Source organism: Kitasatospora sp. NPDC093102, assembly GCF_040683915.1.
Lineage (GTDB): Bacteria > Actinomycetota > Actinomycetes > Streptomycetales > Streptomycetaceae > Kitasatospora.
Genome location: NZ_JBFBFA010000004.1, coordinates 1 through 17587 on the forward strand (window position 1 = coordinate 1; position 17587 = coordinate 17587).

The 17587-nt window shown below is 74.7% G+C and carries 19 protein-coding genes; 9 read left to right on the top strand and 10 right to left on the bottom strand.

What is annotated here, in order from left to right; genetic code table 11:
• The first annotated feature begins 305 nt into the window (after positions 1 to 305).
• Both AB0O11_RS07740 and AB0O11_RS07745 read left to right on the top strand, forming a co-directional pair.
• Positions 306 to 680 carry a DUF488 family protein gene (locus AB0O11_RS07740; RefSeq protein WP_224284813.1) on the top strand — a complete coding sequence of 125 codons (375 nt, stop codon included), beginning with the start codon at positions 306 to 308 and terminating at the stop codon, positions 678 to 680.
• Positions 681 to 823: 143 nt separating this feature from the next.
• Positions 824 to 1378 carry a hypothetical protein gene (locus tag AB0O11_RS07745; RefSeq protein ID WP_363383010.1) on the top strand — a complete coding sequence of 185 codons (555 nt, stop codon included), beginning with the start codon at positions 824 to 826 and terminating at the stop codon, positions 1376 to 1378.
• A gap of 69 nt (positions 1379 to 1447) precedes the next feature.
• Here AB0O11_RS07745 and AB0O11_RS07750 read toward each other — a convergent pair whose 3' ends face one another.
• Complete coding sequence (locus AB0O11_RS07750; RefSeq protein WP_363383548.1) at positions 1448 to 1930, bottom strand: hypothetical protein; 483 nt, start codon at positions 1928 to 1930, stop codon at positions 1448 to 1450.
• Between the two features lie 345 nt (positions 1931 to 2275).
• The gene (locus AB0O11_RS07755) at positions 2276 to 2635 is read right to left on the bottom strand and encodes a hypothetical protein (protein WP_363383012.1); all 360 of its coding nucleotides are present in this window, start codon (positions 2633 to 2635) and stop codon (positions 2276 to 2278) included.
• Positions 2636 to 2869: 234 nt separating this feature from the next.
• Here AB0O11_RS07755 and lanKC point away from each other — a divergent pair, with 234 nt between their 5' ends.
• The 4 genes from lanKC to AB0O11_RS07775 all read left to right on the top strand — a co-directional run bounded on the left by lanKC (position 2870) and on the right by AB0O11_RS07775 (position 6006).
• Complete coding sequence (lanKC, locus tag AB0O11_RS07760; protein ID WP_363383014.1) at positions 2870 to 5464, top strand: class III lanthionine synthetase LanKC; 2595 nt, start codon at positions 2870 to 2872, stop codon at positions 5462 to 5464.
• Positions 5465 to 5591: 127 nt separating this feature from the next.
• Positions 5592 to 5735 (top strand): hypothetical protein, encoded by a 144-nt coding sequence (locus AB0O11_RS07765; RefSeq protein ID WP_224284959.1) that lies wholly within the window; start codon positions 5592 to 5594, stop codon positions 5733 to 5735.
• The gene (locus tag AB0O11_RS07770) at positions 5735 to 5884 is read left to right on the top strand and encodes a hypothetical protein (protein WP_363383017.1); all 150 of its coding nucleotides are present in this window, start codon (positions 5735 to 5737) and stop codon (positions 5882 to 5884) included. The genes AB0O11_RS07765 and AB0O11_RS07770 overlap by 1 nt, the downstream gene beginning before the upstream one ends.
• Positions 5884 to 6006, top strand: a complete 123-nt coding sequence (locus tag AB0O11_RS07775) for a hypothetical protein (protein ID WP_363383020.1) — start codon at positions 5884 to 5886, stop codon at positions 6004 to 6006. Before AB0O11_RS07770 ends, AB0O11_RS07775 begins: the two co-directional genes overlap by 1 nt.
• Before the next feature lie 86 nt (positions 6007 to 6092).
• Here the strand turns inward: AB0O11_RS07775 and AB0O11_RS07780 are convergent, their stop codons facing one another.
• Entirely contained in the window at positions 6093 to 7172 is a 1080-nt protein-coding gene (locus AB0O11_RS07780; protein WP_363383022.1) for a hypothetical protein, read from the bottom strand.
• A 150-nt stretch (positions 7173 to 7322) separates the two neighbouring features.
• Between AB0O11_RS07780 and AB0O11_RS07785 the strand changes: the two genes are divergently transcribed.
• Both AB0O11_RS07785 and AB0O11_RS07790 read left to right on the top strand, forming a co-directional pair.
• Entirely contained in the window at positions 7323 to 8081 is a 759-nt protein-coding gene (locus AB0O11_RS07785) for a LuxR C-terminal-related transcriptional regulator (protein ID WP_363383025.1), read from the top strand.
• A gap of 184 nt (positions 8082 to 8265) precedes the next feature.
• Positions 8266 to 9249 (top strand): alpha/beta hydrolase-fold protein, encoded by a 984-nt coding sequence (locus tag AB0O11_RS07790; protein ID WP_363383028.1) that lies wholly within the window; start codon positions 8266 to 8268, stop codon positions 9247 to 9249.
• Between the two features lie 125 nt (positions 9250 to 9374).
• Here the strand turns inward: AB0O11_RS07790 and AB0O11_RS07795 are convergent, their stop codons facing one another.
• The gene (locus AB0O11_RS07795; RefSeq protein WP_363383030.1) at positions 9375 to 9779 is read right to left on the bottom strand and encodes a cupin; all 405 of its coding nucleotides are present in this window, start codon (positions 9777 to 9779) and stop codon (positions 9375 to 9377) included.
• A 128-nt stretch (positions 9780 to 9907) separates the two neighbouring features.
• Between AB0O11_RS07795 and AB0O11_RS07800 the strand changes: the two genes are divergently transcribed.
• Entirely contained in the window at positions 9908 to 10591 is a 684-nt protein-coding gene (locus AB0O11_RS07800) for a TetR/AcrR family transcriptional regulator (protein WP_363383032.1), read from the top strand.
• Positions 10592 to 10801: 210 nt separating this feature from the next.
• On the opposite strand, the gene AB0O11_RS07805 is transcribed toward AB0O11_RS07800, so the two are convergent.
• The 6 genes from AB0O11_RS07805 to AB0O11_RS07830 form a co-directional block, all read right to left on the bottom strand.
• A complete protein-coding gene (locus AB0O11_RS07805; protein ID WP_363383035.1) occupies positions 10802 to 11602 on the bottom strand; it encodes a metal-dependent hydrolase in 801 nt (266 codons plus the stop codon).
• 123 nt (positions 11603 to 11725) lie between these two features.
• Positions 11726 to 12547, bottom strand: a complete 822-nt coding sequence (locus AB0O11_RS07810; RefSeq protein ID WP_363383038.1) for a lipase family protein — start codon at positions 12545 to 12547, stop codon at positions 11726 to 11728.
• Between the two features lie 229 nt (positions 12548 to 12776).
• Entirely contained in the window at positions 12777 to 13433 is a 657-nt protein-coding gene (locus AB0O11_RS07815) for a response regulator transcription factor (protein WP_363383040.1), read from the bottom strand.
• The gene (locus AB0O11_RS07820) at positions 13397 to 14737 is read right to left on the bottom strand and encodes a sensor histidine kinase (RefSeq protein ID WP_363383042.1); all 1341 of its coding nucleotides are present in this window, start codon (positions 14735 to 14737) and stop codon (positions 13397 to 13399) included. The genes AB0O11_RS07815 and AB0O11_RS07820 overlap by 37 nt, the downstream gene beginning before the upstream one ends.
• Complete coding sequence (locus tag AB0O11_RS07825) at positions 14734 to 16698, bottom strand: hypothetical protein (protein WP_363383043.1); 1965 nt, start codon at positions 16696 to 16698, stop codon at positions 14734 to 14736. The genes AB0O11_RS07820 and AB0O11_RS07825 overlap by 4 nt, the downstream gene beginning before the upstream one ends.
• Positions 16683 to 17450, bottom strand: coding sequence for an ABC transporter ATP-binding protein (locus AB0O11_RS07830; RefSeq protein WP_363383046.1), 768 nt, complete (start codon positions 17448 to 17450; stop codon positions 16683 to 16685). The genes AB0O11_RS07825 and AB0O11_RS07830 overlap by 16 nt, the downstream gene beginning before the upstream one ends.
• Positions 17451 to 17587: the final 137 nt, after the last annotated feature.

Consider the following 17587-nt stretch of genomic DNA (forward strand, 5'->3'; position numbering starts at 1 on the left):
TTGTTTTTTCTTTTTTCTTTGAGTTCTGCGGGGGCGGCGCGCCCCCCCGCCCGCCCCCCCCCCCCACCCCACCGGGACGGCACCGGGAGCCCGCACCGGGACCGGGCCGCCTTCACGCCCGCCGTCCGCACCCTTCGGCAGGAGCCCGCGTCCGGTGCTCGATAGGATGGCCGGGTCGACGGCGGCTGTGGCGGGCGCGCGGGCCCCGCAGGAGCCCCGTTCCACCGGTGTCCGGAGCCCGGTCACCGGTCCGGAGCCGGACCGGAAGCGTACGGTCCGGACCGCTCGACCCGGGAGGCGTCGCGATGGCCGCACAGATCACCTACCGGCGGGTCTACGAGGAGTCCTCGCCCCGGGACGGGCAGCGGGTCCTGGTCGACCGGGTCTGGCCGCGCGGCGTGCGCAAGGAGGACGCGCACCTGGACGAGTGGCTGCGCGACGTCGCGCCGTCCACCGAACTGCGCCGCTGGTACGGCCACGAGCCGAGCCGCTACGCCGAGTTCCGCCGCCGCTACCACGCGGAGCTGCGGGACGCCGGACACCGCGATGCGGTCGGCCACCTGCGCGAGCTCGCCGGCCACGGCCGGCTCACGCTGCTCACCGCCACCAAGGACGTGGACCACAGCCAGGCCGCCGTCCTCGCCGAGTGGCTGTCCGGGACGGAAGGCCGTACGGCCTGACCGAAGGCCCGAACTCCACCTGCCCGTACGCGCCTTGGCCCCGCCGGCCGGCCGCCCCGGGCCGGCGCCGGTCCGGTCGGAGCGGCGGGGATGATCATCCGGGCGTAGGCTCTCGGCTGATCACAGGGGCAGGAGAGGAAGACATGGGCCAGAAGATCATCCGGTTCTCGGACCTGACCGGCAAGCACGCGGAGAACGACGGGGACCTGGTGCGGATCGTGGTGCTCCAGCACCCCGACCTGACGGACGGTCCGGTCGAGATCGACGCGCTCGCCGGGGAGTTGGGCGGGGTGCGGGAGCTGGCGCTCGACCTGGTCACGGTCGAGCTGCACCACCCGGACCGGGCGGAGCCGCAGACGGTGGTGATGGAGGCCGAGACGTTCAACCGGCTGGCCTCGGCCGCGCCGATGGCCGAGGTGCTGCGCGGCGCCAGGCCGGCCGCCCGGGCCGCCACGTCCGGGACGGCGGTCACCGCCGGCCGGGAACGGGTCAACTACGCCAGCCTGGAGCACGCCGGGCGGCCGCACAAGGGCCGCACCACCGATGCGGAGAAGCAGCTCGTCCAGCAGCACCTGGAGGAGATCAACGAGCGGCTCGCCGCCGAGGGCGTCCGCACGATCGACCTGGAGAACGGCGAGCACGTGACCCGGTACGGCCTGGACACCCTGGCCCGGGAGACCGGCGTGATGCTCAGCTGACCAGCGCGGGCCCGCCCCCTGCCGCCGGAACCCGACGGCAAGGGGCGGCCGGCCCGCCGGTCGGGCGCCTCAGTCCCGGTCCGCCTCGGACAGCACGTCGGTGACCAGCTTGGTGGCGAAGTCCTTGCCGTTGCCGGAGATCCGGTTGACGTACTCCGCGAGCAGGACCGCCGTGGCCTCCAGGGGATTCATCTCCTCCTTCGTCCAGGGTCCGTACTGGGCGCGCCACAGGTTGGGGCTCAGGCCGGTGCCGGCGGCGATGAGCAGGCCGGCCATGGTGGGGATGACCTCGGGACGGAAGGTCCTCGGCATCATCCGCATGGTGGCCACCAGGCTGGGGATCGCGTGCTCGATCACGTCCTCCTCGTGCTGCTCGAAGGCCGATCGCAGCCAGTTCATGTACAGGTACACGAGCGTGCAGGCGCCTTCCACCAGCGCCTCGGCCTCCTCGGGGCCGAAGGACGCGGTGAGCTGGTCGACCATCCGCTGGTGCTCGGGGTCCGTCCCGGACTTGCCGTCGTAGACGGCCTTGAGCCGGGAGTCGATCACCATGAGCGCTGCGCTCACATCACCGACGGGAGCGTGCTGGGGGTCGCAGGACGACACAGGACTCCTCCTAGAGCGGCCACGGCCGGAACGGCCGGTCCGTTCGAAGGGTAGGCGACCGATCCGACGGGTCCGACGGATCCGGCCGGAGGCACCCCCGGTGACGGGTGCGCAAGGGCCGCCCCGGGCGGGCCGGGGCGGCACGGTGGCGGTGACTCGGGGCCTGTCGCCCGCTCCCCGTCACCCGGAGGCCGCGCCTCACACGTCAGAGCGAGGCGCCGGCAGCCGGGTTGACGGCGGCGGGCGGAGGGCGGCCGGCCCGCGCTCCCGGGCCGGCCGCCCTCCCTCCCGTCAGACGGCCGACGCGGCCGGCCTGGCGTTGCGGCGACGGACGTAGACGGTGGCCAGGACGCCGGCGAGCACCGCCCCACCACCCGTCCTCGCGACCGACGGGTCGATCATCGGGACCGCGGCCGCGGGCTCGGCCGCGCCCTGCGGGACCTGCTCGCCGACGAGGCCGCCACCGAACGGCTGGCGCGCCTCCCCTCGCCCTACGGCACCGGGCAGGCGAGCGCCGAGATCGTCGCCGCGGTCCGCAGCCGCTACCTCGCCCCCGAACGGCCCTCCGAACGCCCCGCGGAGCAGCCCGCCGTCCCGCTGCCCGCCCTCGACCGCGCGCCGGTCCCGGCCGCGGCCGCCCGCCCCCGGCACTGACCGGACCGCCGCCGCGGTCCACCCCCGACCGGCCGGAGCCCCTGGCAGGAAGGTGGCGGATCGGACCCGTCGACCCTGCGCGCACCGGCTGGCAAGGTCGGAAGCAGCCCGCAACCGGCGGGATCCACTGCATCCGGGGGGCTCCCTTGACGACGACATCCGACAGCCGGACGGCCACCGGAACCGGCGCCGACACCTACCGGCCGCGGACCGCGGGCTGAGGCGGGCACCATGGACGACCGCTACGAGCGCCACTGCCTCGCCGACCCGCTGTTCTACGACGAACCCGCCCGCGCCGAGCACCCGGACGACCGGTTCGCCGCCGCCTCCGCCCCGCTGCCGCCGGGCTGGCAGCGGGGCGAGCACGGCCCCTGGGTGCACGTGCGGCCGCCACACGCGCAGCTGCCCGAGCAGGGCTGGAAGGTGCACGTCTCGGCCACCCCGGACGAGGCCGAGCGAGTGATCGACCAGGTCCTGGCGTACTGCCTGGAGCACGAGCTGACCTGGAAGTTCCTGCGCGGCCGGGCCACCGTACTGATGGCGAACGGCAAGTACGCCGACCGCCGCTCCAGCGGCAAGCTGATCACGCTCTACCCGGAGGACGACGCCCGGCTGGCGCAGGTGCTCGACGAGCTGTCCACCCTGCTCAAGGGCGTCCCCGGCCCGTACGTGCTGAGCGACCTGCGCTACCGGGAGGGCCCGCTCTACCTGCGCTACGGCTCGTTCGTCGAGCGCTACTGCACCGACGAGCAGGGCCGGCGGGTGCCGGCCGTGAACGGGCCGGACGGCGAGCCGGTACCGGACGTCCGGGGTACGGTCTTCGCCGTGCCGGACTGGGCGCCGGTGCCGGAGGTCGTCGCGGCCCAACTGGCCGCCGACGCCGAGCGGGAGGCCGGGACGACGACCGAGTTCCCGTTCGAGGTCACCAAGGCGCTGCACTTCTCGAACGGCGGCGGCGTCTACCTGGCCACCGACCGGCGCAACGGCCGCGAGGTGGTGCTGCGCGAGGCCCGCCCGCACGCCGGCCTCGACTACGCCGGCCGGGACGCGGTGCAGCGGCTGCTGAGCGAGCGTCGGGTGCTGGAGGCCCTGGCCGGGCTGGACTTCGTGCCCGCACTGTACGAGCACCGGCAGGTCTGGGAGCACCACTACCTGGTCGAGGAGTACATCGAGGGCCAGCGGCTGGAGGAGGTCTTCACCCGCACCTGCCCGCTCGCCCACCCCGACCCGGACGAGGCCGAGCTGGCCGAGTACACCACCTGGGCGCTCGACGTGGTCGAGCAGGTCGCCGGCATGCTCGCAGCGCTGCACGAGCGCGGGCTGGTCTTCGGCGACCTCCACCCCAACAACGTGCTGATCCGGCCGGACGGGCGCTGCGCGCTGGTCGACTTCGAGATCACCTTCCCGGCCGACGACACCACCGCGCCCCCGCTGGGCGCGCCCGGTTTCGTCTCGCCTTCGGCCCGGCGCGGCACCGCGGTGGACGCGTACGCGCTCGCCGCGCTGCGGCTCTACCTCTTCCTGCCGGTGAACAACCTGCTCGCACTGGACTCGGGCAAGGCCGAGCTGGCCGGTCGGGAGATCTCCGCGCGCTACCCCGTCGGCCCCGGTTTCGGGGCCGAGGTCGCCGAGGCGCTGCACCGGGCGGCCGGCGGACGGCTGCCGCGTGGCGCCACCGAGCGCCGACCGGGCGCCGCCGACGGCGGCCCGGGGCCGTCGCGGCCGGCCTGGCCGCAGGCACCGGCGACGGACACCGAGGCCTGGCGCCCGGTGCTGGACTCGCTGGCCGCGGGCATCCTGGCGACGGCCACGCCCGAGCGGACCGACCGTCTCTTCCCCGGGGACGTCGAGCAGTTCGCCCCGGGCCACAACGGGCTGGGCCTCTCCTACGGTGCGGCCGGCGTGCTGTACACGCTGCGGGCCTGCGGCCGCCCCGCCCCGGCCGAGCACACCGACTGGCTGGTGGCCCGCGCGAACACCGAGCCGGACCTGCCGGCCGGGCTGTACGACGGCCTGACCGGCATCGCCTGGACGCTGGCCCGCCTCGGTGCGCCGGACGCGGCCGGTGCGCTGGTCGAGCGACTGCTCACCGCCGAGCTGCCGCTCGATCCGGGGCTCGGTTCCGGACGTGCCGGCATCGCGCTCGGACTGCTCGACCTGGCCGGCGCACTCGGCCAGGACCGCCTCGCCGACCGGGCCCTGGCCCTCGGGCACGAGCTGGCCCGTGAGGAGCGAGCGCCGCTGCTGCGCGGTCTGCTGGACGGCTGGAGCGGGCAGGCCTCGCTGTTCCTGCGGTTGCACGGGCACACCGGCGAGGCCGGCTGGCTGACGGCGGCCGAGGCGGCGCTGGGCCGGGAGCTGGACGAGGCGGACATCACCGACGGGATGCTCTTCCTGGTCGAGGACCGCTACCGGCGCAAGCTCCCGTACCTGGCCGCGGGTGGAGTGGGCACCGCGGGCCTGATCGCCGAGCTGACCGGGCGCACCGGCGCCGACCGGCTGCCCGACCGGTTCGCCGAGGCGCTGACGGCCGCCGACCGCGCCTGTCTGCCGGACCTGGTCGCCGCGTCGGGCCTGTTCGAGGGCCGGGCCGGGCTGCTGCTGCACCAGCTCCGGACCGGGCGGCGGGCGGAGGCCGACCGACACCTGCGGCTGCTGGAGTGGCACGTGATGGACCACCGCGGTCACCTGGCGTTCCCGGGGCGCCGCTCGATGCGGCTCTCGGCGGACCTGGCCACCGGCGCGGCCGGGGTCCTGGCCGCGCTGCACGAGGCGGTGCTCGGCCCGGTGCAGCTGCCCGGCATCACCGACCTCGCCCGGCCCTGACACCCGCCATCGACGCCCGGCACCACACGGCGCTGCCCGGCATCACGGACTTCCCCCGGCCCCGTGCCGGGGGAGCACGACGGTCACCACCCGGTGGCCGGGACCACATCACGGAAAGGAACGGACCATGACGCAGATCCTCGCGCTCCAGGGGCTGGAGACCGAGACCGGCACGTCGGCCTACACCAGCACCATCCTCCCGCCCAGCCACACGAGCAGCGCCCTGCACATGCGCTTCGACGCGCCCGTCTCGGACGAGACGGCGCGCTGATGTCGAAGATCCTGGCCCTCCAGGGCCTCGACACCGAGAGCGGCGCGGCGACCTACCCGCCCACCATCGAGCTGCCGCCCAGCCACTGGAGCGGCGCCGCGCACCTGCGCTTCGACGCGCCGGTGACCAACGAGGAGAGGACGCACTGATGTCGAAGATCCTGGCCCTCCAGGGGCTCGACGCGGTCGTGGACGGCGCGGCCATCCCGCTCAGCCACATCAGCACCGACCTGCACCTGCTGGTGGCTGCCCCGGTCGAGCCCGCGGAGTAGCGGCCGGGTCGGCTGTGCGGCTGTCCGCCGGGCCCACCCCGGCGGGCAGCCGCTCGTCGCCGTCCGGCCCCGAGCGGCGGCCCGCCTCAGCGCGGCGCCGTGACGTCCGCCCTGACATCCGCCGGGACGGTCAGCCCCTCGCGCTCGGCCGGCACCCCGGCCTGGAACCGGCTCTGCGCACCGAGGCGCGCCAGCAGTTCGGCGATGTGGCGCCGGCAGGTGCGGGTCGACATGCCCAGCCGCCGGGCGGTCGTGTCGTCCTTCTCCCCGGCGGCGAGCAGCACGGCGATCACGTCCGGGACGTCGCGGGACACCGTACGGGCCGCGGTCGGCGCGGTGTCGTACGGGACGGCCTGGCTCCACTCGTGTTCGAAGACCCGGACGAAGTACGCCACCAGGGACGGCTCGCGGACCAACAGCGCGCCGCCGGTGGCCGGCCGGGCGGGCACGAAGGCCGTGGTCCGGTCCACCACGACCAGCTGCGCCGACACCTCGGCGCGGGTCCGGATCTCCGCCCCCGCGGCGATGACCAGCTCCGCGAAGGAGCGGGTCGGCGGGTCGAAGCGGGTCGGGTGCTGGTACACGCTCCGCAGCCGGACGCCCCGCGCCAGCAGCTCCAGGTCCAGGGGAAGCGACTGCGCCAGGGCCTTCTCCGGGTGCCCGCCGCCCGGCCGGATCGCCGGCACCTCCTCCTTCGCGGCGCCCACCACGGACTCGGCGGCCGAGCGCAGGACGTGCACGTCCTCCAGCAGCCGGACCGAGCCGTCCGAGCCGCCGCCCTGTGACCGGTACACCGGCGCCAGCGAGGCCGGCTCGGCGCGCAGCCTGGCCAGTGCCGCCTGCCGGCGGCCCAGCTCGGCCTCCTCCAGGCGCAGTCGCGCCTCCTCCTGCCCGGTCAGCCGTGCCACGGCCGCCTCGGGTCCGACCGTCGTGTAGCAGTCCCGTTCGGCCCCCGGACGCCGGACCAGCAGGCAGAGCGCCGCCAGCAGGTCGACGGCCCGACGGCAGCGCGCCTCGGTGAGCCCGAGGTCACGGGCGATCCGCGCCCGGTCGGCCGGCTCGACCCGCCGGTGCCGCACCGCCCATTCGTAGACCAGCCGCGCCTCGTGATCGAGCAGGGCCTCCCGCCCCGACGGCCGGATCGTGTCCGTGTTCACCGGATTCATCCACCCCTCCTCAGTCGGCCATTCATCTTCCTGACCCCCTTCGGCCCTTGGCCACCGCCGCGAACTGTGACGACTATCGAACAACCGCTCCGGAGACCTCTCGTTCACCGGACGCGTCGTCAACCGCCACCTGCTGTCAAGAGGACCGCCATGAGAGAACGTGGAACCGCCAGGGTCGCGCTCACCGCACCCACCCCGGCGGACCCCGGAACCGTGCGTGCCGTGGTCGGCGACCGGCTGCGGCGGGCCCGCCGGGAGGTCCTCCTCTGCTGCCCCGGCGGCGACCCGACCGCGGCGGCGCTGGCCGAGCTGGTGCCGGCCGAACTGCCGCGCACCGAGCCCGCACCGCGCACCCGGATCGTCCGGCAGCACCCGGCCCGCTTCCACCTGCCCGCCCAGCGCCAGGCCCGGGCCGCGGCGCGGGCCGGCGCCGAGGTGCGGACCACCGGCGAGAGCTACGGTCCGCTGCTGGTCATCGACCGGGAGAGCGCGTTCCTGGCGGAGCGGGGGCGGCCCGACGGACTGGTGCTGGTGACGCAACCGTCCGTGGTGGGCCACCTGGCCGACTCCTTCGAGACGCTCTGGCACCGGGGCGCAGCCTTCCACAGCGGGCCGGCCGCCGCCCGCGCCGTCTCCGACGAGCTCCGCACCGTGATCCTGCGGCTGCTCGCCGACGGGCTGAAGGACGAGACCATCGCCCGCCGGCTCGGGCTGTCGCTGCGAAACTGCCGGCGGCACATCGCCGGCCTGTACAGCACGCTGGGCGCCGACAGCCGCTTCCAAGCGGGCGTGCTGGCGGAGCGCCACGGCCTCACCGGGAACGCGACGGCGGCCGCCGGTGAGCCACGGCAGACCTCCCGGGACGTCGCACAGAACAACGACCCCGCCAGACTCCTGTTCGACCACTAACCGGTTTCGGACGCTCCTGGCCGGGGTTCCGGACAGGCCCTCGAATCCTCGTGAACGGCGCTCCTCCCGCGCCCCACCCTGGAGTCGCCGGGCGGCCGAGCGCAGGACGGCCTCGGAGCCGCCCAAGTCCGGTGCACTGCACCGTACTTCACCGATCGCTCGCCGCCCCGACCAGGAGGTCGTCTTGAGCACCCACCGCCCCACCCGGAGGAACGTCCTGAAGGCCGCCGGCGGCGTCTCGGCAGCACTGGCGCTCGGCGGCGCGAGCGTCCTCGCGACCGCCTCGGCGGCCCACGCCGCCGACGACGGCTCCGGGCTGCACATCGTGGACCGCAACGAGGCCGACGCCCGGATGTGGTACTACCGCTTCGCGACCGCCGAGATCGGCTGGCAGCCCGCCGTCAACGTGCTGCTCCCCGACGGCTACCACACCAGCGGGCGCACCTACCCCGTCCTCTACCTGCTGCACGGCGGCCTCCAGGACTTCATCGAGTTCGACCGCCAGGGCGTCCGCGACTGGACCGCCGGCAAGCCGCTGATCGTCGTGATGCCCGACGGCGGGCAGGCCGGCTGGTACTCCAACCCGGTCGGTACCAACGTCGGCCCCCGGAACTGGGAGAGCTTCCACCTCAACCAGCTGGTCCCGTGGATCGACGCCAACTTCCGCACCTACGCGGAGTACGACGGCCGGGCCGTCGCCGGCTTCTCCATGGGCGGGTTCGGCGCCCTGAAGTACGCGGCCAAGTACTGGGGCCACTTCGCCTCGGTGAGCTCCCACTCCGGCCCGGCCAGCCTCCGCCGCGACAGCGGCGCGGTCGTGCACTGGGCCAACGTGTCCGCCGCGGTCAAGGACCTGGCCGGCGGCACGATCTACGGCGCGCCGCTGTGGGACCAGGCCAGGGTCACCGCCGACAACCCGGTCGAGCGCCTGGACAGCTACCGGAACAAGCGGATCTTCCTGGTCGCCGGCACCAGCCCCGATCCGACCAACCCCTTCGACCAGTTCAACGAAACGGAAGTGCTCGCCGGCCAGCGGGAGTTCCGCGCCCTGCTCGACAACGCGGGCATCCCGTACGAGGCCCACGAGGAGCCGGGCGGCCACATCATCCGCGACTACATGTTCAGGCGTGACATCGACGGCATCATCGACCGGCTCCGCAAGGCGTAGCACGGACGCACGCCGCCACGCCCGCCGAGGCGGTGGCGGCGGCCTCCGCCGCTCCGGTGGTCAGGGTGGTCCGGCCCTCAGACCGGACCACCCCGCTGTCCGACCCCTCCGGACGCCGCCCCCGGTCAGCGGGCCTCGGTGCGCGGCTCCAGCCGGGTGCCCGTGCGGAGGGTGACCGACATCAGGTCGCTGGGGGCGTCGAGCTCCAGCCGGTGCCAGCGCCCCCGGGGCACGATCACGGCCGTGCCCGCCGCCAGCCGCACCATGGACTCGGCGCCGCCGGGCTCGGCCGGGCGGAGGTAGAGCCGGACGCCGCCGGCCAGGCAGCAGACCGCCTCCTCGGCCTCGGGGTGCATCTCCCAGTGGTCGGCGTGGACGTCGGCGTCGCTCTCCACGTGGAAGGTCGCGATCTGCCAGGCCCCGGCGTCGCCGCCGGTCATCCGACGCTCGGCGGCCCGGACACCGCCGTCGGGGTGGATGTGCAGGGCCGAGGCGAACAGGTCCACGGCCGCGATCGAAGTGGGCGTCATGAGCGGGTTCCTTCCAGCCGGTTCCGAGCGGGGGTGAGCGGGCCGGGGCGCCTCGGTAAGTTTTTATACATGTATAGAAAGTAGCCCCGAGCGATCCCCGCTGTCGAGTCCCGGGTGATGATGGGGGCATGCAGCAGCCCTCCGCCCCACAGCCGTCCACGCCGCGCAAGGCCACCGGCCGGCCTCCCCGTATCTCCCTGGAGGAGGTCGTCACCACGGCCCGCCGGATCGTGGACGAGGAGGGCGTCGCGCGGCTGACCATGCGCCGCCTGGCCGCCGAGATCGACAGCACGCCGATGGCGCTCTACCACCACGTCCGCGACAAGGAGGAGCTGCTCGTCCTGCTGCTGGACGACTACGCCGCGCGGACCCTGCGGCCGACCGAACTGCCGACCGAGCCGCGCGAGCGCGTCGTCGCCGCCGCGGCCGCCATCCACGAGGCGCTCGCCGCCTGCCCCTGGATCGTCGAGGTGCTGACCGGGGACAGCCTGATGTCCGCTCACTCCCTGTGGTTCGTCGAGCAGATCGTCGACGGCCTGGTCGGGTGCGGCCTGTCACCGGAACGGGCCGTCCAGGGCTACCGCGCGATCTGGTACTACACCGCCGGCGAGATCATGGTCCGCGCGACGGCGGCCCGCCGCAGGGCCACCGACGACCGCCCGACCCACCGGCAGCAGGTCTTCGCCGACCTCGACCCGGAGCAACTCCCCCGCCTGGGCCAACTCGCCGGGCGCTGGGCGCCGCTCACCGCCCAGGACACCTACCGGGACGGCCTCGGCGCCCTGGTGGACGGCCTGCTCGCGGCAGGCTGAGCGGGCCGGCGCCCGGCCCGGACGGTTGCGTCCCCGGTGCCTCCCGGGCTCGCCCCGACCACTTCCCGGCTGCTTCCCGACTGCTTCCCGACCAGGACCCGGCCGAGGAGGCCGCTCAGCGCGCGCGGTGCCAGGCGCCGGGCCGTCCACAGGGCCCGGGTGCCGCGCCCGGGGAAGGTCCAACTCTCGCCAACCGTTCGGACATTGACGTCAGCCGTTGCCGAAGAAACCGAGCGCGCCCGCCGCGCAGACCCCGCCGGCCCCCATGAAGACCGGTGTCAGCACCTTGATCTCCACCCAGCTGCCGGCCCGGAACCGCATGCCCTTCGGCGGCCCGACCGGATACCAGCGCCGGCGCCCGACGGGGATCGGCCACAGCACCGGGCAGCCCGAGACGGTCAGCGCGTCGCCCAGGCAGTGCACCAGCGCGCCGAGCGCGATCGGCAGCCCGATCCAGAGGTACTGCTGCCCGGGCTCCTCGAACAGCCACTGCGAACCGTTGCCGGGCTTGTCGAGGACCTCCGCGAGCATCCACGCGCTGGTCGCCCCCAGCAGCCACACCAGGACGTCACTGGAGACCCGGGCGTGCCGCCACAGCAGGCCCTCGATCGCCAGCACCATGTGCACGAACAGCACCGCCAGCACGCCCCAGCGGCCGCCGTACACGGCCACCGCCGCGGCGCCCGCCCCGCACAGCACGGCCCAGGGCCAGGTGTGCGTCAGCGTCCGGTGGCCGCCCGAGCGCCGCGGGTCGCCCTTGCCCCGGGTGGCCTTGTACACGGCGTACGAGAGGTTGTCGATCACTTCGCAGAGCGCCCGGGACACCGGCCCGAACGCCCTGGATATCGTCGCCGCCTTGTGGTCCAGGTCCGGTGCCAGGGCCGCCCCCGCACAGATCAGCGCCCCCGCGAGCAGGACCGGCCAGGGCATCGGCTCCCCCATCCCGGCCGCCACCGCGCCCACCCCCAGCCACGCGGTCGCACCCGACAGCGAATGCGCCGGTCCCATCATGTCCGTACACCACCGATCCTCATCAGCTCCGTCCTCAACCCCGAGGACCTGACATCCCGGCAGCCTATCCGTCCAAGATCACCGGCCGGGCGCCTCACCCGGCCCGGCACCCCCCGCCCGCGGTCAGGCGAGGCTCTTCTCCAGCGCGGCGAGATAGCTGCGCATCAGATGGTCGCGGACGCCCTCACCGTCCGGGGAGAAGGCCGCGGCGCTCAGGCCCCCGGCCCGGTCGGTCAGCGCGGAGACCAGCCCGGCCTTCTCCTGGACGCGGCCCGCGGAGTCGATGTGGCGCAGCGCCGCGACATGGGTGAAGGCGGGCTCCGGAGGCAGCTCGGGGACGATGTCGTTGCCGTGGACGAAGCGGAAGGTGCGTCCCTTCAGGCCCTTGTCGTAGGCGGCGGCCAGCAGCCGGTCGCAGGTCCGGGGCTGGCCGAAGGTGTAGACGCCGTCGGCTGCCAGGCGCGGGTCCTCCAGGTCGAGCCGGGCGGCGACGAGCATGGCGAGGGCACCGCCGAGGCTGTGGCCGGTGAACCAGACGGTCTGGCCGTTGGTCCGCAGGTCGGAAACGGCCTCGGCGACATCGGGGAAGACGGATTCGAGGGCCTCGGCGAAGCCGTAGTGGACGTAGCCCGTCCGGGCGGGGCCCGGCCAGGGCGGGGTGGAGGCGTCGGTGAGCCAGTCGCGGATCTGGGCGGGTTCGGTGCCGCGGAACGCGGTGACGATCATGTTGTCGCCGGCCATGGTGTAGGCCTGGGTGTCCTGGAGCGGGAACGGCGGGGTGAACCGGGTCTGGTGGTGACGCACGGTGTCGAAGCCCCAGTCGCGGGCCTGCCCGTCGATGGTGGCCTCGTCCCGGTAGGCGAGGTCGGCGGCCCTGGCCAGCCAGTAGGCGTGCGGGAGGCTGTAGCCGGTGACGTGCTGGTCGAAGGTGGTCGGTACGGCCATGGGGGGCGCTCCTGTCGGGTGGACGGTCGACGGCTGGTCCGTCCCGGGGGCCGGTCGGCGCCCGCCGATGAGGGCTTACCGCGACGCCCCGGTGACCAAGGGTGACGCTACCGCCCATGCGGTTCGTGGGCGACCTGGCCGCCGCCACCCGCCCGTCCCGGCACTGACGCCCGCCCCGCCGCCGGCAGCCCCCGGCACCCGCGGGGTCGGCAGGCCGCCGTCCACGGCCTCAGGACGTACGCGTCCCGTCGAGGTAGGCGAGGACCGCGAGGACGCGGCGGTTGTCGTCGTCGGACGCCCCGAGGTCGAGCTTCGCGAAGATGTTGGAGGTGTGCTTGCTGACCGCGCCCTCGCTGAAGTGCAGCCGTTGCGCGATGGCGGCGTTGGAGCGGCCTTCGGCCATCATGGCGAGGACGTCGCGCTCGCGCGGGGTGAGGAGGGCGAGGGGCTGGTCGTAGGCGTTGCGGGCGAGAAGTCGGGAGATGACCTGAGGGTCCATGACGGTGCCGCCGGCGGCGACGGTGCGGACGGCGTCGACGAACTGATCGGCCTTGGAGACGCGGTCCTTGAGGAGGTAGCCGACGCCGCCGGTGCCGTCCGCGATCAGCTCCCGCGCGTAGAGCTGTTCGACGTGCTGGGAGAGGACCAGGACGGGCAGGCCGGGCCGCTCACGACGTGCGGCGAGCACGACCTGGAGGCCCTCGTCGGTGTACGTGGGGGGCAGGCGGACGTCGACCACCGCGATGTCGGGGTGGTGCTCGGCCAGTGCGGCGGCCAGTTCGGGTCCGCTCTCCACCGCGGCGACGATCTCGTGCCCGTGGGCACTGAGCAGCAGGGAGAGGCCGTCCCTCAGCAGGACGAGGTCCTCGGCGAGGACAACACGCACGGTAGCTCCATGATCAGCCTGGTCGGACCCCCCGGGGGGCTGGTCAGCGTGAGCGTACCGTCGAACGCGGCGAGTCTGCGCCGGATGCCCCGCAGGCCGCTGCCCCGGCCGGGGTCGGCGCCGCCGCGGCCGTCGTCGGTGACCTCGGCACGGAGCAGTCCTGCCGCGTGGGCGAGGTGCACGGTGGCGTGCCGGGCGTCGCCGTGCTTGACGGCGTTGGTGAGTGCCTCGCTGACGGCGAAGTAGACCGCCGACTCCACCGGTGCCTCGGCCCGTCCGGGCAGTTCGGCCCGTACCTCGACCTTCAGCGTGACGTCCAGCGCCAGCGCCCGCACGCCTTCGGCGAGGCCCCGTTCGGCGAGCACCGGAGGGTGGATGCCGCGCACCAGGTCGCGCAGTTCCTGGAGTGCCTGGGTGACGTTCTCCTGGGCGTCCGTCACCACCCGCTTCGCCTGTTCCGGATCGCGGTCGATCAGCGCCGCGACCGCGCCCAGGCGCAGGCTCACCGCGACCAGCCGGGCCTGGGCGCCGTCGTGCAGGTCCCGTTCGATCCGGCGCAGTTCGGCGGCCTGGGCCTCGGTGGCGTCCAGCCGGATCTCGGTGAGCTGCTCGACCCGCCGGGCGAGCCGGGAGCGTTCGGTGGGGCCCAGCAGGGTACCGGTCCACCGGCCGTGCAGACGCAGCGCGGGCCGGGCGAGGGCAAGTCCGGCGACGGTCAGCACCGGCCCGAGGAGGAGGAACAGGAGGGCGGGCACGCCTCCGGAGGGCAGGCCGAACGGCAGGTCGTACGGCAGCGGGGCCTGGACGATCCCGTACAGGCCGGCGCCGGCCAACAGCACGGGTGCGGCCGCGATGCCGCCGCCGACCAGGGGGTCGGCGATCAGCCAGAGGGCGTCGCGCCAGGTCGCCGGGTCGTTCCAGAGCCAGCGGACGGTGCGGCTCATGCCCGCGAACCAGCGGTTCTTGTGGTAGTCGTGACCGGTCCAGAACCAGCCGTGGAGGGTGCGTTCCAGGGCCGGGAGCGGCTGGTACGGCGGCGGTACGGGCACCTCCGACCAGTGGCCGGCCGCCCACCGGGCGGCGCCGGCGGCGGAGCGGACCATCCGGGTGGCGGCCGGGAAGAGCGGGAACATCCCGAGGCAGCCCCAGAGCAGGAAGGACAGCAGGTAGACCGTCATCAGCACCACCCCGACCGGTATCAGCAGGGTCAGGACGGCGAGCCGCCCGAGTGCCCGTGCGGCGGCGCGCAGCTCTCGGGCCGCACTGCCCGGTTCCCGGGCGGCTGGGGTCTGCGGGCTGCTCACGGGACCTCCGGTCGGGATCGGTGCGGGCCGTCCATGATCGCAGTCGGCTGCTCCGGCGTGCGTCCCGACGTCGGCCCCTGCGTGCGTCCCTGCTGACCACGGGTCAGCCGGTACGTCCCCACGAGGCAGCCCGCGCCCAGCAGCACGAACCCGACCGCCACCGGCACCTGCCACGCCGACGGCAGGTACAGGGCCAGGAGCCAGCTCCGGTTGGCCGGCGCGAAGAGCGACATCCCCAACGCCACCGCGCCCTGCGGGGCCACGGCCAGCACGCCGGCCGTGGTCAGCAGCCCGACCGTCACGGCGCGCCCGCGCGGCAGCCGGTCCGACGGTTCCTCGTCGCCCGGGGCGTCCGGGGCCGCCACCCGCCGTGCGCCCTTGCGCAGCGCGTCCAGCAGTTCCGGCCCGCGGGTCTCCAGCCGGCGCCGGGCCCCCGCCCCGAGCAGCCCTGCGTACAGCAGCCCGGTGCCCGCACCGACCGCCACCCCGGCCCAGCGCAGCGGTTCGCTGTGCAGCAGCGTGCCGGCCAGGACGACGCCGGCGGCGGGCAGCGCGGCGAGGGCCTGGAGCAGCAGGACGACCATGCTCTGCAGCCGGGTCTGGTCGGCGCTCTCGTCGCTGAAGCCGTCCAGCGGGTTGCCGCCGGGCCGGTCCGGGAACGGCGCGGGGCCGAGGACGGACACCAGCGGCACCAGACCCGCCCCGGCGCCGAGCACGGCGGGCAGGACGGCGAGCACCCAGGGCCGGCTCCCGTCGGCCCGGGCGGCGGCGCCCGCGACCAGGGTGAGCAGCAGGGCGGCGGGGGCGACGACCAGCAGCCAGGCGAGCTGCCGGGCCCGGACGTCGACCCGCTCGGCGCCGGGGACGACCAGGGTCAGCCAGAGCGCGCCGGCGTCCAGGCCGTACAGGTTGGCGCACAGCGCACCGGCGAACAGGGCCGCGACCACGCCGGCCCACGGCACCAGGGCGGGGAAGCCGCCGAGCAGCGGCAGCAGGCCGGTGAACACGCCCGTCCACAGCGCCATCCGCAGCAGCCGGGCCCGGCGCGGGTCGCGGGCCCACAGGCGCAGCTCCTTGCCGAGCACGGCACCGCCGGGGGTGTCCGGTACGGCCGGCCACCGGACACCCGCACGTGAGGGGCCCCGCCGGGAGGTGCCCCGCCGGGAAGTGCCCCTGTCGGCCGTACCGCGCGCCAACTGCCGGGCGAGCAGGGCCGTCCAGGCGGCGAACAGCAGCCCCGAGAGTGCCAGCAGCCCACCCAGGCAGGCCGCGGCCAGGACCCACTCCCCGCGTCGGGCGGCGTCGACCGCGACCACCGACCAGCCCGAGGGCAGGACCCGTACGACGGTGCCGACGGCGGCGGACCACTCGCCGCCGAGCAGCCGGGCGAAGAAGCCGATCGCGAACCAGCCGGTGTTGAGGAACCCGGTGACCAGGCCGACCAGCAGCGCGGACAGCTCCCAGCCCAGCCGCGAACGGGCCGCGCTGCCGAGGCCCTGAAGGGTCAGCTTGGACAGCACCACCACGAGGAGCAGGTGCAGCAGCACCGCGGGGACGGCGACCAGCGCGGGCACCGGACCGAACCCGGCGCCCAGGACGACCAGCACCGCGAAGGCGGCCAGGCTGACCAGCGGGGTGACCCCGACGAAGGCCGCGCCGAGCAGCCCGACGGCCAGGACGCGCGGCTGGCGGGGCAGCAGGGTGAAGTAGTCGAGCCGCAGGGTCGGATCGCCGCCCGTGACGGTCGGACCGAGCGCCCAGCCCGCCGTCCACACCAGCAGCACGGCGGCGATCACACCGACCCCGGCCTCGGGGGTGGGGAAGTCCGCCAGGCCCAGCAGTACGGTGCCGACGGCCGCGACCGCGCCGGTCACCGCCCCGAGGAACAGACTCGCCGCCCGGGGACCGGACATCGAACGCCGCAGGACGGCCAGCTTCATCCCGATCAGGACGCCAACCACGACAGGCCCTCCGCTCCCCCGGTCCGGGCGCCGACCAGCTCGACGAAGACCTCCTCCAGGCCGCGCCCGCCACGGACCTCCGCCACCGTGCCCGCCGCCAGCACCCGGCCCCCGGCGATCACACCGACGTGGTCGCAGACCTGCTCGACCAGCGCCATCACATGGCTGGACAGGACCACCGAGCCGCCGGAGTCGACGAAGCGCCGCAGAATGACCCGGATGGTCGCGGCCGACACCGGGTCGACGGCCTCGAAGGGCTCGTCCAGCACCAGCAGCCGAGGGGCGTGCAACAAGGCGGTGGCCAGGCCGATCTTCTTGCGCATCCCCGTGGAGTAGTCGATGACGGGGGTGTGCTCGGCGCCGTCGAGCTCCAGCACGGCCAGCAGCTCCTCGGACCGGGCGTCCACGGTGCCGGCCGGCAGACCGCGCAACCGGCCCAGGTAGTACAGCAGTTCGCGCCCGGTCAGCCGCTCGGGCAGCATCATGCCGTCGGGCAGCACCCCCACCAGGGACTTCGCCCGCACCGGGTCGCTCCACACGTCGGCGCCGAGGATCGCCGAGCTCCCGGCGTCCGGTCGCAACAGCCCGACGGCCATCGACAGCGCGGTGGTCTTGCCGGCGCCGTTGGGCCCGACGAGCCCGTAGAACGATCCGCAGGGTACGGACAGGTCCACCCCGTCCACGGCGACGTGCGCTCCGAACCGCTTGCGCAGCCCCGACAGTCGCAGTGCCGGGGCTGCCCGGCCCCCCACCGCCCGAAATGCCTGCCCCGCGCGCGCCGATCCTCGCACCTCGCCCCTCCCACGTCGTCACGGCCGCCCCGGTCCGGGCGGCACGTGATCAACGCTAGGGACGGCGGGGCGGCGGCAGAATCCACCTGCACCCCCAC

Bases quoted from the DNA above. Each gene is read 5' to 3' on its own strand.
- AB0O11_RS07740 (WP_224284813.1), top strand. From the start codon at position 306: ATGGCCGCACAGATCACCTACCGGCGGGTCTACGAGGAGTCCTCGCCC.
- AB0O11_RS07745 (WP_363383010.1), top strand. From the start codon at position 824: ATGGGCCAGAAGATCATCCGGTTCTCGGACCTGACCGGCAAGCACGCG.
- AB0O11_RS07750 (WP_363383548.1), bottom strand. From the start codon at position 1,930: ATGGTGATCGACTCCCGGCTCAAGGCCGTCTACGACGGCAAGTCCGGG.
- lanKC (WP_363383014.1), top strand. From the start codon at position 2,870: ATGGACGACCGCTACGAGCGCCACTGCCTCGCCGACCCGCTGTTCTAC.
- AB0O11_RS07765 (WP_224284959.1), top strand. From the start codon at position 5,592: ATGACGCAGATCCTCGCGCTCCAGGGGCTGGAGACCGAGACCGGCACG.
- AB0O11_RS07770 (WP_363383017.1), top strand. From the start codon at position 5,735: ATGTCGAAGATCCTGGCCCTCCAGGGCCTCGACACCGAGAGCGGCGCG.
- AB0O11_RS07775 (WP_363383020.1), top strand. From the start codon at position 5,884: ATGTCGAAGATCCTGGCCCTCCAGGGGCTCGACGCGGTCGTGGACGGC.
- AB0O11_RS07780 (WP_363383022.1), bottom strand. From the start codon at position 7,172: ATGAATCCGGTGAACACGGACACGATCCGGCCGTCGGGGCGGGAGGCC.
- AB0O11_RS07785 (WP_363383025.1), top strand. From the start codon at position 7,323: ATGAGAGAACGTGGAACCGCCAGGGTCGCGCTCACCGCACCCACCCCG.
- AB0O11_RS07795 (WP_363383030.1), bottom strand. From the start codon at position 9,779: ATGACGCCCACTTCGATCGCGGCCGTGGACCTGTTCGCCTCGGCCCTG.
- AB0O11_RS07800 (WP_363383032.1), top strand. From the start codon at position 9,908: ATGCAGCAGCCCTCCGCCCCACAGCCGTCCACGCCGCGCAAGGCCACC.
- AB0O11_RS07805 (WP_363383035.1), bottom strand. From the start codon at position 11,602: ATGATGGGACCGGCGCATTCGCTGTCGGGTGCGACCGCGTGGCTGGGG.
- AB0O11_RS07810 (WP_363383038.1), bottom strand. From the start codon at position 12,547: ATGGCCGTACCGACCACCTTCGACCAGCACGTCACCGGCTACAGCCTC.